A 12,298-nucleotide genomic window follows, 5' to 3' on the forward strand; every position below is an offset into this window, starting at 1 on the left:
TCCTTGATCTATGACTATCATATACTATTTATTGAAAATGGTCATGTTTATTTTGTACTATTTATATTCTAACATCATATAACCATTGCGATAATCATCGCTATCAGAACGTTCTGGTTTTTCATATCCCAAGTGGTCATCCATTTCCGCTTCCATCATCTCTTTGATGGTTCCACCAAGAAGATCTTTCAGAGCATCCTGGATATCTTCTGCTGATTGGATATCGTATTCTTCCAAGAGTTGATGAATGATGTTACGTTTTCCTTCTGTCATTTGTACTTTGTGTACAGGTTTCTTTTCTCTTGCCATAATAAAAGGCCTCCTTATGATAAAATATTTTACCATAGAAGACCTTCTAAAACATTATTTACAGAAAAAGTTTCACATTCTCCATTGTCCTCTTGACGGAGAGCAGTTCATGAACATGGTGTCTCCTTTCTTTTGCTAAAGTGGGTCAATATGGACTGCTTTGTGTGTAGATATTTCATTGTGTCAGAATTTATCAGTGACCTAAATCTTGAAGACTAATATAGCTTTATTTGTTCCGACCATAGACATAGTTACTAATTTATATCCTTTATTCAGCATTTCCTCTGATTTTTTCTCGATAGCTTTTGCTAAATCTTCTACACCGGTAGAACATTCTACAACAACTGATTTATAGACTAAATTGAACATTTTAGCTCCCTCCTATTTCTTCTTCTTTTTATCCCACCAAGTACCTGCTAATGAACAACTTCCGCCCATAGCTATAAAGACGATCATAATAAGCCAAAATTCCATGATTATATCATTCCTCTCTTTTAATTTGTTGAATACTGAAAAATAGAAATTACAATAAAACATATAATAAGTGTGATTACACCTGTAATGAGTGCAAATATGATTTTCTGGTAATTTCTTTTTCCTAGTTCTTGTTGTGTTTCATCATGTGTTAATTGTTTTCCGTCAATAAACGCTAGAATTTCTTTATAAGTTTGAATGTCATAGACCTTTTTGAATTTTTCAATTTTACTTGCCGTATAGAGTGTTATTGTGAACAAGCATAACCAGATAACAATTCCTATATTTCCCTTAATACTAAATAAAGGATAGGCACTTACGGCTACGACGATCAACTCCATAAGAAAAACCATACTTATCATATGAAACTTTTTAGTTGCTTCTTTTTCTACAATCTTCCGCATCTCCTTTATATCTTCTTTTATAAAATCATCTAAAGACACATTGAAGATATTAGATAAAGTAATCAAACTTTTAACATCCGGACAACTTTTATTTGTTTCCCAGTTAGAAATTGTTTGTCTTGAAACAAATACTTTAAGAGCCAGCTCTTCTTGAGAAATTTTTTGTTGTTCTCTGAATTTCTTGATTTGTAATCCAATATCCATCTTGAATCTTCTCCTTTATTGTATCTGAATATAGCGGTTTTGTCTGTCAAAAGCCTTTGACATTGCCCTTTTTTCATTGTTAAAATAGTTTTACATAAATTAAAATAGGATTTTCCAACTAATTATACTCGGTTTCATATTTAAGTTACAAGAAAATTTTGTAGAATATGCGGAATCCGTGCATGTAAATAATACTTGCGCAGGAGACGGCACACTGTAAGGCAGACTTGCTGGCTATTAGAAAAATCTTCGAGCATAATGGATACTGAAAGGAGGTACATATGAGATTAGGACAGACGATCACAGAGATACGAAAAGAAAGGAATATGACACAAGAAGACTTTGCACGAATTTTTCATGTTACACGACAGACGGTATCAAATTGGGAGAAAGAAAAGAATTATCCGGATTTGGAGACTCTGATTTTTATGAGTGAAGAATTTCATATCTCCCTGGACGTTATGCTTAAGGAGGATACGAAGATGGTAAAAAAATTGAATAAGGAAATAAAGTTCAGCAAAAGATTTAAGAAAAATATCATGTTAGGTTTGAGTATGACTTTAATCTTGTTGCTGCTCGGCTTGACCGGTTGGGGGATTGTCTGGCACAATACGAAAAACTCATTGGAAGCGAAGTTTGAAGCAGGTGTGGAAAGCAATGGGTTTCAGTTTGATGAGCAATTGGGATATTATAAGAAGATGAGCGGTCAGGACAGTTATTTCACATTGCCGAATCAGTCCATGCCGGAATATTTTGATTTTACACTGCATTTCCATAATATGGTTTTGGATTATTATACGATCGAGGATGGAAAGAATATCCAAATACGGTGGAGTGAGGGAAAAGAAGACGGCAAACCGGAACATACGCTTTCGGTCAGGGATGAACAGGGTGCATATGAATATACGTTAGGAAAAGAGCAGGAAAGAGAATTATGTGAGACAAATGTGACGATTCGTGAGATCCTGACAGAGGGAGAAATAATTTTCGAGGACGTATACGAATAGTAAACGAGGCTTCTTCTTTGTGTGCGAAAGAAGAAGCCTTTTCTCTGTTCTGAGGAAATATCATTCGGAATCAAGCGATTCCTGTACAGTATCGGCAATTTGATCTAGGCTGTATACGTCGTAGGTCAGTTGTTCTGACAGGGGAGGTTAAATTCTCCTTTCAGAGATTTTAAAGTTTTAGCTTAGGCTAAAGATTGATTCCACAGGCAAGAAATCGTATAATGAAAAACATAAAATCAAGCTACTGTGGCTACGATCTTGGTTAAGAAGCAGGTTGATACGAGAAATATAAAAATAAAGGATTCAATGAAAGAATGATTTGAGGGATACATAATGACTGAGAACAAAGATACAAAAAAGCAGATTCGCAACAGCACGGTTGATTTTCTTATATTTACAAAGGATGCTCATGAAGATGGCATTGAAGTTCGTGTGCAGGATCATGATGTATGGTTGACACAAAAAGCGATTGATCAGCTTTTCGAGGTAGACAGAAGTGTTGTCACAAAACACTTGAAAAATATTTATGAAAGTTGCGAATTATCTGAGGATTCAACTTGTGCAAATTTTGCACAAGTTGCGGATAATGGAAAAACTTATCAATATAAGTTCTATTCGTTGGCTGCCATAATTGCAGTTGGATATCGAGTCAATTCGGAAAGAGCAACTCAGTTTCGGCAGTGGGCAACAAAAGTGTTGGATACCTTTACTAAGCAGGGATATGTTTTGGATAAGAGTAGACTGATTAACGGTCAGCTGTTTGATGAAGATTATTTTGAACATTTGATTTCTGAAATACAGGAGATTCGAGCAAGCGAACGCCGCTTCTATCAAAAGATCACGGATATTTATGCAACTGCAGTTGATTATTCTCTTGATAGTCAAATCACGAAAGAGTTTTTTGCGACAGTACAGAATAAAATGCATTATGCAGTTCATGGAAATACTGCAGCGGAGGTTATTGTAGCAAGAGCAGATCATACGAAAGAGCATATGGGCTTAACTTCATGGCGTAATGCGCCCGATGGGAAAATTGTCAAAGCGGATGTATCCATTGCAAAAAATTATTTATCCATTGATGAAACACAAGAGTTAAACGAGATTGTTACGATGTATTTGGATTATGCTACAAGGCAGGCAAGACGGCATATTCCCATGACAATGTCAGATTGGGCTTCAAAACTGGATGCGTTTCTACAATTTAACGATGCAGAAGTTCTGCAAAACAAAGGGAAAGTTACTGCGGCAATTGCAAAATCTTTTGTGCGGACGGAAAGTGAGGTATGTTATGCAGTATATTAGCTATTACGATTCTCCACTTGGAAAAATGTTGTTGTCGGCGGACGAGATCGGGCTGACCGGTGTATGGTTCGATGAGCAGAAATATTTTGCCCGTTGTTTGGATGAAGCATATGAAGAGAAAGAGATTCCGTTGTTTGCGGATGTAAAAAAGTGGTTTGATGTCTATTTTTCAGCAAAGAAACCGGATATTTCGATTCCGCTCCATCTGGTCGGAACAAAGTTTCAGATGGAAGTATGGGAGATACTCTGTACGATTCCTTATGGAAAAACGATGACTTACGGAGAAATTGCCAGACAGATCGCTTTCAAAAGAGGGATGCGGACGATGTCCGCACAGGCTGTGGGAGGAGCTGTCGGGCATAATCCAGTTTCTGTGATCGTGCCGTGTCACAGAGTCATCGGGGCAAACGGAAGCTTGACCGGATATGCAGGCGGAATTGACAAGAAGATAAAATTACTGGAGATTGAAAAGGCAGAGGGATGGCATAAAGATGGAAATTCGTGAATATCAAAGTACAGATTGTAAGGAAATTGCAGAATTATTTTATCACACGGTTCATACAGTCAATGCGAAAGATTATACAAAAGAACAGTTGGATGTGTGGGCGACGGGAAAAGTGGATCTCGAAAAATGGGATCGTTCATTTTGCGAACATGATACGGTTGTAGCAGTAGAAGACGGGCAGATTGTTGGCTTCGGCGATATGGATGATACCGGATATTTGGACAGGTTGTATGTCCACGCAAAATACCAGAGAAGAGGGATCGCATCGGCAATCTGTGATCGTCTGGAGAGAAAATGGCTGGAACAAAAGATTGCGGGAAAAAATGTCTCGAAAAAGATCATAACACATGCGTCGATCACGGCGCGCCCGTTCTTTGAAAAGCGGGGATACCGGGTTGTGAAAGAACAACAGGTAACCCGGCAGGGTGTTTTGTTGATAAATTATGTGATGGAAAAGGAATAGCAGATGAAGATCAGAGAAGTAAAGGAGAATAAAAAACAATATTTACCGTTGTTGCTGCTTGCAGATGAGCAGGAGGATATGGTCGATCGTTACCTGGAACGCGGAAAAATGTATGTGTTGGAAGATGACGGTGTAAAAAGTGAATGTGTCGTGACAGATGAGGGGAATGGGATTTTGGAAATTAAAAATCTTGCAACAGTTCCGGGATTTCAAAGGAAAGGGTACGGGAAAGAATTAATTTTATTTCTTGAGAAAGAATGTAATGCTGATTTTTCGAGTTTACAGGTTGGTACAGGAGAAAGTGCTCTGACAGTTCCCTTTTATGAAAAGTGTGGATTTACTTATTCTCATCGGATCAAAGATTTTTTTACAGAGCATTATGATCATCCAATCTATGAAAATGGAATCCAACTGAAAGATATGATCTATATGTGCAGACCGTTTTATCAGATTCGGAAGTTCCGAGATACGGATCTGGAGGAAGTGATGCAGATCTGGCTTGAGAGCAATCTTCAGGCGCATTCGTTTATCGAAGCGTCCTATTGGGAAAAGAATTATGAGGCGGTAAAAGAAATGCTTCCCCATGCGGAAATTTATGTTTGTATCGATAAGAGTACGGAACAGATCGCCGGATTTATCGGACTGTACGATCGGTCGGAGGGAGATTACATTGAGGGGATTTTTGTGAAAAGTACGGCGAGGTCAAAAGGGATCGGGAAGTTTATGCTGGATCATGTGAAAGGACGGAAAAAGAAGTTGACGCTGTCCGTTTATCAAAAAAACCGGCGGGCAGTGCAGTTTTATATGCGGGAGGGCTTTAAGATCGAATCGGAGCAGATAGAAATTCCAACCAAAGAGAAAGAATATACAATGACATGGAACGTGTGATTTGGTGATGAAATGAAAAGAGTTCTCATAAGTATAGACTGACGATAAATGATCGGTGTAACTATGAGAACACTTTTTTTATTGATGCAGTCCGTACAGAAATTTTTATGGGGAATTCCGATGTTGTTGCTGCTTTTGGGAACACATATGTATTTTACGGTAAAGCTGCATTTTATCCAGCGGAAACTTCCACTTGGAATCCGATGGAGCGTTTTGCCGGAAAAGGAAGCGGGAACCGGCGGAATCTCTCCATTTTCAGCGCTCGCGACAGCGTTGGCGGCGACGATTGGAACCGGAAATATCATCGGGATTTCCACGGCGATCGCGATTGGAGGACCGGGAGCGATTTTCTGGTGCTGGATCACAGGTGTCTTAGGAATCGCAACCTGCTATGCGGAGTGTTATTTGTCAGTACGTTTCCGGGTGCAAAAGACAGATGGATCTTATACTGGAGGACCGATGTATGTGATGGAGCATGCGCTTCATCAAAAAAGCGCGGCGATTGTGTTCGCGCTGGCAGTTGTGCTCGTCTCGTTTGGGATGGGAAGCAGCGTCCAGTCTCATTCGATCGCAGCGGCAGTGAACGAACATTGGACGATAGATCCAAAAGTGATCGGAATCTTATTGGGAGGTCTGGTGGGAATCGTGATCTTAGGAGGTGTAGATAAGATCACGAAAGTCTGTACATGGCTGGTTCCGTTTATGAGCTGTTTTTTTCTGGGAGGCTGTCTGTTTCTTGTGTGGAAGAACAGGGACGTCTTTCTGGAAACAATCCGTCTCATTGTGACTTCGGCATTTTCAGCCCGTTCGGCAGCAGGAGGAGTGGCAGGTGTCACTGTGATGACGGGGCTGAGGATCGGTGTTGCGCGCGGATTGTTTACGAGCGAAGCCGGACTTGGCTCCATTCCGATCTCGGCGGCTGCGGCACAGACGAAATCAGCATACCGACAGAGCCTTGTGTCAATGACCGGCGTGTTCTGGGATACTGTTGTGATGTGCGCGGTTACGGGGATCGCGATCATCGGATGTATGATCAAAGAACCTGCGCGCTATTTGCAGGCGGCAGATGACAGGTTGTGCTTTCTGGCATTTGAAAATCTTCCGTTTCGCGGAAGTGAGATGCTGTCAGTGTCGCTTGTACTGTTTGCATTTGCTACGATCATCGGATGGAGTTATTACGGAGAGCGGGCGGTGGAGTATCTCGGAAAAGGGCGGGGAATCCGTCTGTACCGGATCTTATATATCGGATCCGTGCTGATCGGGACGATCCTCCCTTTAGAAGCGGTATGGGAAATGTCGGATCTGTTTAATTCATTGATGGTGCTTCCGAATGTGTTCTGCCTTTGGATGTTGAAACGATATGTGGAGTGGAAAGAATAGGAAACATCAGGCGGTCAGGATGGAATTCCAGAGGAAAAAAGATTGTAAAATTATCGCTTACCCCCTATAATATAGAAAGATTGATGAAGAAAAGTACGGAAAAGAGGAAGAGAAAAACCATGGAACTGACACATTTTGATGAAAATGGAAAGGCGCGGATGGTGGATGTTACGGATAAGCAGGATACTGTACGGGAGGCGACCGCAGCCGGAAAGATCACCGTGAGCCGGACAGTATACGATGCGATCGAGGCGGGAAAGGTAGGAAAAGGAGATGTTCTGTCTGTTGCGACGACTGCCGGCATTATGGGGGCGAAGCGGACGGCGGATCTGATTCCGATGTGCCATATCCTTCCGATCACTAACTGCCGGATCCGTTTTCAGATGGAACCGGAAGAATGTGCGGTATATTGTTATTGTACCGTGAAAGTGACCGGAAAGACCGGGGTGGAGATGGAGGCGCTGGCCGGAGTGAGCGTAGCGCTTCTGACGGTGTATGATATGTGTAAAGCGCTGGACAAGTCGATGGAGATCGGGGAGATCTATCTTTGCAGAAAGACCGGCGGAAAGAGCGGAGACGTGCGTAATGAAAAGCCGCTGCAGCAGATTTCGATTTCGGAAGAGCCGGCAGGAAATGGGAAGAAAAGCAAGACGGACTGGGATGCGAAAGATCTTCATCTTTGGTAAAAAAAGAGGGAGAAATTTAAAAAGATAAAAAGAAAGGAAAAAGTGACTATGAAATGGAATAGATTTCGTTTAAAAACAACAACAGAGGCGGAAGATATTGTCAGCAGCATGCTGGCAGATCTTGGAGTAGAGGGGGTACAGATCGAGGATAAGATCCCGCTGACCGCTGCGGATAAAGAGCAGATGTTTGTAGATATCCTGCCGGAGACGGAAGCGGATGACGGAATTGCATATTTGAGTTTCTATTTGGATTCGGAGATGGACAAGTCAGAGATGGACGAACTGCTTGCCAATGTAAAAAGAGAATTGGAAGAGATGTCGGAATTTATGGATCTTGGAGAATGTACGATCGAAGAATCACAGACAGAGGACATTGACTGGGTGAATAACTGGAAGCAGTATTTTCATCAGTTCTATGTTGATGACATTCTGATCATTCCGTCCTGGGAAGAAGTGAAGCCGGAGGACAGTGACAAGATGGTGATCCATATCGATCCGGGAACTGCGTTCGGTACGGGAATGCACGAGACGACACAGCTCTGCATCCGTCAGATCCGCAAACATGTTACGCCGGAGACGAAGATCCTGGATGTGGGATGCGGCAGTGGAATTTTGGGAATGCTGGCGCTGAAGTTCGGCGCGGCTTATTCGGTCGGAACGGATCTGGATCCATGTGCCATCGATGCGACGCATGAGAATATGGAAGTGAACGGAATCGCAAAAGATCAGTACGAGGTGATGATCGGTAATATTATCGATGACGAAGAGATCCAGAAAAAAGTCGGAATTGAAGAATATGACATTGTAGCGGCAAATATTCTTGCTCCGGTTCTTGTAGAACTGACGCCGGTGATCGTCAATCAGCTGAAACCGGGCGGAGTTTACATTACAAGCGGTATCATTGACGATAAAGAAGAAACTGTTGTGGAAGCTGTGAAAAAGGCAGGACTGGAAGTGCTGGAAGTCACTTATCAGGGAGAATGGGTTTCCGTGACAGCGAGAAAACGGGCTTGAGTTCGGGAAGTGCAGAGAATGAAAGCATTCGGCAGTATAGAAAATGACAGGATAAGCAGGACGTTATAAGGAGAGAGGGCATGCATCATTTTTTTACGGATCCGTCGCAGGTACGGGATGGTAAGATTTTTATAGAGGGATCGGACGTCAATCATATGAAAAATGTGCTTCGTATGAGAGTGGGAGAACAAGTGCAGATCAGCGATCAGAACGGGAAGAATTATCTTTGCGAGCTGGAAACGTTTGAAGAAGAACAGGCATGCTTCCGGATCGTAGAGATACAGCGATCGCAGAATGAATTGGGATCCCGGCTGTATTTATTCCAAGGACTTCCGAAATCAGATAAGATGGAGTTGATCGTTCAGAAAGCGGTGGAGCTTGGCGTGTATGAGGTGATCCCGGTTGCCACGCACCGTGCGGTTGTAAAGTTGGATGAAAAAAAGGCGGCAAAGAAGACCGTACGCTGGAATGCGATCGCAGAGGGAGCGGCAAAGCAGTCGGGGCGTGATGTGATACCGGTCGTGAAAAATGTGATGACATTGGAAGACGCGCTTGCGTATGCGGCGGATCTGGATCTGATCTTGATGCCTTATGAGGATGCGCAGGGAATGGCAAAGACAAGACGTGTGATCAGAGAAATCCGGCAGGGACAGTCGGTGGGGATTTTTATCGGACCGGAGGGCGGATTTGAGGAAGCGGAAGTGCAAAAAGCACAGGAGACGGGCGCAGTGCCGATCACGCTCGGGAAGCGGATCCTGCGGACGGAGACGGCGGGAATAGCGGTACTCTCGATCCTGATGTATCATCTGGAATAACGGATTCATACTTTATAATATCAGGAAGAAATGAGAAGAAATGTAAAGGAAGGATAGGAATGGAAGTTTATTTAGATAACTCGGCGACAACGAGGGCATATCCGGAAGTCGGTGAGCTTGTGTATAAAGTGATGTGCCGGGATTATGGGAACCCGTCTTCGATGCACCGGAAAGGCGTGGAGGCGGAGCATTATGTAAAAGACGCAAAAGAAACGATCGCAAAAAATCTGAAAGTTAATGCGAAAGAAATCTTTTTTACGTCCGGCGGTACGGAAAGCGATAATCTGGCTCTGATCGGTGTGGCGCGGGCAAATAAAAGGAGAGGAAATCATCTGATCACTTCCTCGATCGAACATCCGGCTATTTTGAATACGATGCGTCATCTGGAGGAGGAAGAGGGATTCCGTGTCACATATCTTCCGGTTGACGCGGCGGGAAGAATCCGGCTTGACGCATTGAAAGAAGCGCTGTGTGAGGATACGATCCTGGTTTCTGTGATGTATGTCAACAACGAAGTGGGAACGGTACAGCCGATCGAGGAAGCGGTGCAGATGGTCAAAGCTTACGATCCGCAGATCATTTTTCATTCGGATGCAGTACAGGGATATGGAAAATACCGCATTTATCCGAAGCGTATGGGGATCGACCTGCTCTCCGCCAGCGGGCATAAGATCCACGGACCGAAAGGGATCGGTTTTCTCTATATCGGAGAAAAAGTGAAGATCACTCCGATCGTGTACGGCGGAGAACAGCAGAAAAATATCCGCTCCGGAACAGAAAATGTCCCGGGAATCGCGGGATTGGGACTGGCGTCGGAGATGATCTACAAAGATCTGGACATGAAAGTGGCGCTGATGCGGGAGTTAAAAGCATATTTTATCGAGGGACTGAAGAAAATAGACCGTACCGTGATCCATGGTCTGACGGACGAGGGAAGCGCGCCGCACATCATCAGTGCGGGGATCGCAGGAATCCGAAGCGAGGTGCTTCTCCACACATTGGAAGAGAAAGGGATCTATGTATCTTCCGGCTCGGCATGCGCATCCAATCATCCGGCGATCAGCGGTGTGCTGAAAGGGATCGGAGCCGCGCAGGAATATCTGGACGCAACACTTCGGTTCAGTATGTCGGAGTTTACGACGAAAGAAGAAATTGACTATACATTGGAAACACTATATAATTGTGTACCGATGCTTCGTAAATATACACGCAGATAAAAGCGGCAAAGGAGACAAGAAGATTATGAAATTTCATTCATTTTTGATAAAGTACGGTGAGATCGGAATCAAAGGAAAGAACCGGTATCTGTTCGAAGATGCACTTGTACGTCAGATGCGGTTTGCGCTGAAAGATGTGGACGGTTCCTTTTATGTACACAAATCTTATGGAAGAGTTTATGTAGACTGCGACGGAGATTACGACTATGAAGAGACCGTTGAGAGTCTGAAGCGGGTGTTTGGTATCGTCGGTATCTGCCCGGTCGTACGTCTGGAAGATCGTGGATTTGAACAGTTGAAAAAAGATGTTGCTGCATATATCGGGGAAATGTACCCGGATAAAAATAAAACATTCAAAGTGGAGGCGAGACGGAGCAGGAAATCTTATCCGAAGACTTCCATGGAAATCAACTGTGATCTCGGAGAAGTGATCCTTGAGACTTATCCGGAGATGAAAGTGGATGTGCATCATCCGGACATCCGGTTGAATGTGGAGGTTCGGGAAGAGATTTACCTCTATTCCGAGATCATTCCGGGACCGGGCGGCATGCCGGTCGGAACGAACGGAAGCGCGATGCTGCTTCTTTCCGGCGGGATTGACAGCCCGGTTGCCGGATATATGGTTTCCAAACGTGGCGTGGAACTGGAAGCGACTTATTTTCATGCACCGCCGTATACAAGCGAGCGTGCAAAAGAAAAAGTTGTGGATCTGGCAAAACTGGTTTCCAAGTATGCGGGACCGATCAAGCTGCACGTTGTGAACTTTACGGATATTCAGCTTTACATTTATGAGAAATGTCCGCACGAGGAGCTGACGATCATCATGCGCCGTTATATGATGAAGATCGCAGAGCATTTTGCGAAAAAAGACGGCTGTCTTGGTATGATCACGGGAGAGAGTATCGGACAGGTTGCAAGCCAGACGATGCAGAGCCTGGCGGCGACCAACGCAGTTTGTACGCTGCCGGTATACCGTCCTTTGATCGGATTTGATAAACGGGAGATCGTGGAGATTTCCGAAAAGATCGATACGTATGAGACGTCGATACAGCCGTTTGAGGATTGTTGTACGATCTTTGTTGCGAAACATCCGGTGACAAAACCGAATCTGGAACGGATCGAGAAGTCGGAACTGAATCTTTCGGAGAAGATCGACGAACTGGTGCAGCAGGCGATCGACACAGTAGAGATCATCAAAGTCAAATAATCACCGGAAGTGCCAAAAGGCACATTCCGGGATTGTAAGCAGTCGCCAAGGTCTGGGGCAAGCCCGGACTTTGGCTCGTAGCCTATACAAAAAACAGGCTGTCTCGAAATGAGACAGCCTGAATATCATCTGATGGAAAGATCGGTCGGATCTTACTTGATAATGTATGGATCAAGAGCAGCGAGAATGCTGTCAAGATCACCGTCAGCATGAATGTTGAGGTCGATCGGCTTGGAAAGATCCAGGCTGAAGATGCCCATGATTGATTTGGCATCGATCACATATCTTCCGGATACTAAATCAAAGTCATTGTCATATTTGGTAATTTCATTTACGAATGATTTTACTTTGTCGATTGAGTTTAACGAAATCTGAACAGTTTTCATTACGGTAGTCCTCCTTGTTCTTTGTCAGTCAGGGGCT

General features: G+C 43.6%; 13 protein-coding genes and 3 pseudogenes. 12 read left to right on the top strand and 4 right to left on the bottom strand.

Annotated features, from left to right (window positions below; translation table 11 throughout):
• Window positions 1-78 precede the first annotated feature (78 nt).
• From I2H87_RS02050 to I2H87_RS02060, 3 genes and pseudogenes are all read right to left on the bottom strand, one after another.
• Window positions 79-309, bottom strand: a pseudogene (locus I2H87_RS02050) (transposase); the annotation flags it as partial.
• Between the two features lie 201 nt (window positions 310-510).
• Entirely contained in the window at window positions 511-678 is a 168-nt protein-coding gene (locus I2H87_RS02055) for a hypothetical protein (RefSeq protein ID WP_009267911.1), read from the bottom strand.
• Between the two features lie 125 nt (window positions 679-803).
• Entirely contained in the window at window positions 804-1,391 is a 588-nt protein-coding gene (locus tag I2H87_RS02060; protein WP_022150925.1) for a helix-turn-helix domain-containing protein, read from the bottom strand.
• A gap of 281 nt (window positions 1,392-1,672) precedes the next feature.
• Between I2H87_RS02060 and I2H87_RS02065 the strand changes: the two genes are divergently transcribed.
• From I2H87_RS02065 to thiI, 12 genes and pseudogenes are all read left to right on the top strand, one after another.
• A complete protein-coding gene (locus I2H87_RS02065; protein WP_022150926.1) occupies window positions 1,673-2,398 on the top strand; it encodes a helix-turn-helix transcriptional regulator in 726 nt (241 codons plus the stop codon).
• A 333-nt stretch (window positions 2,399-2,731) separates the two neighbouring features.
• The gene (locus I2H87_RS02070; protein ID WP_195609224.1) at window positions 2,732-3,700 is read left to right on the top strand and encodes a virulence RhuM family protein; all 969 of its coding nucleotides are present in this window, start codon (window positions 2,732-2,734) and stop codon (window positions 3,698-3,700) included.
• Complete coding sequence (locus I2H87_RS02075; protein ID WP_195609225.1) at window positions 3,687-4,205, top strand: methylated-DNA--[protein]-cysteine S-methyltransferase; 519 nt, start codon at window positions 3,687-3,689, stop codon at window positions 4,203-4,205. The genes I2H87_RS02070 and I2H87_RS02075 overlap by 14 nt, the downstream gene beginning before the upstream one ends.
• Complete coding sequence (locus I2H87_RS02080; RefSeq protein WP_195609226.1) at window positions 4,192-4,668, top strand: GNAT family N-acetyltransferase; 477 nt, start codon at window positions 4,192-4,194, stop codon at window positions 4,666-4,668. The genes I2H87_RS02075 and I2H87_RS02080 overlap by 14 nt, the downstream gene beginning before the upstream one ends.
• A 3-nt stretch (window positions 4,669-4,671) precedes the next feature.
• A pseudogene (locus I2H87_RS14065) lies at window positions 4,672-5,106 on the top strand (GNAT family N-acetyltransferase); the annotation flags it as partial.
• 63 nt (window positions 5,107-5,169) lie between these two features.
• Window positions 5,170-5,556: pseudogene (locus I2H87_RS14070) on the top strand (GNAT family N-acetyltransferase); the annotation flags it as partial.
• 48 nt (window positions 5,557-5,604) lie between these two features.
• Window positions 5,605-6,936, top strand: a complete 1,332-nt coding sequence (locus I2H87_RS02090) for an alanine/glycine:cation symporter family protein (protein ID WP_456299353.1) — start codon at window positions 5,605-5,607, stop codon at window positions 6,934-6,936.
• Between the two features lie 119 nt (window positions 6,937-7,055).
• Window positions 7,056-7,622, top strand: coding sequence for a cyclic pyranopterin monophosphate synthase MoaC (gene moaC, locus I2H87_RS02095; protein ID WP_009267904.1), 567 nt, complete (start codon window positions 7,056-7,058; stop codon window positions 7,620-7,622).
• A 48-nt stretch (window positions 7,623-7,670) separates the two neighbouring features.
• Window positions 7,671-8,636, top strand: coding sequence for a 50S ribosomal protein L11 methyltransferase (gene prmA / locus I2H87_RS02100; protein WP_022150932.1), 966 nt, complete (start codon window positions 7,671-7,673; stop codon window positions 8,634-8,636).
• A gap of 80 nt (window positions 8,637-8,716) precedes the next feature.
• Window positions 8,717-9,451 carry a 16S rRNA (uracil(1498)-N(3))-methyltransferase gene (locus I2H87_RS02105; protein WP_195609228.1) on the top strand — a complete coding sequence of 245 codons (735 nt, stop codon included), beginning with the start codon at window positions 8,717-8,719 and terminating at the stop codon, window positions 9,449-9,451.
• A 59-nt stretch (window positions 9,452-9,510) separates the two neighbouring features.
• Window positions 9,511-10,668 carry a cysteine desulfurase family protein gene (locus I2H87_RS02110; protein ID WP_195609229.1) on the top strand — a complete coding sequence of 386 codons (1,158 nt, stop codon included), beginning with the start codon at window positions 9,511-9,513 and terminating at the stop codon, window positions 10,666-10,668.
• Between the two features lie 25 nt (window positions 10,669-10,693).
• Complete coding sequence (thiI, locus tag I2H87_RS02115; protein ID WP_009267900.1) at window positions 10,694-11,875, top strand: tRNA uracil 4-sulfurtransferase ThiI; 1,182 nt, start codon at window positions 10,694-10,696, stop codon at window positions 11,873-11,875.
• 152 nt (window positions 11,876-12,027) lie between these two features.
• Here the strand turns inward: thiI and I2H87_RS02120 are convergent, their stop codons facing one another.
• A complete protein-coding gene (locus I2H87_RS02120) occupies window positions 12,028-12,261 on the bottom strand; it encodes an HPr family phosphocarrier protein (protein WP_009267899.1) in 234 nt (77 codons plus the stop codon).
• Between the last annotated feature and the right edge of the window lie 37 nt (window positions 12,262-12,298).

The organism is Mediterraneibacter glycyrrhizinilyticus (genome assembly GCF_015560805.1).
Classification (GTDB): domain Bacteria; phylum Bacillota; class Clostridia; order Lachnospirales; family Lachnospiraceae; genus Schaedlerella; species Schaedlerella glycyrrhizinilytica_A.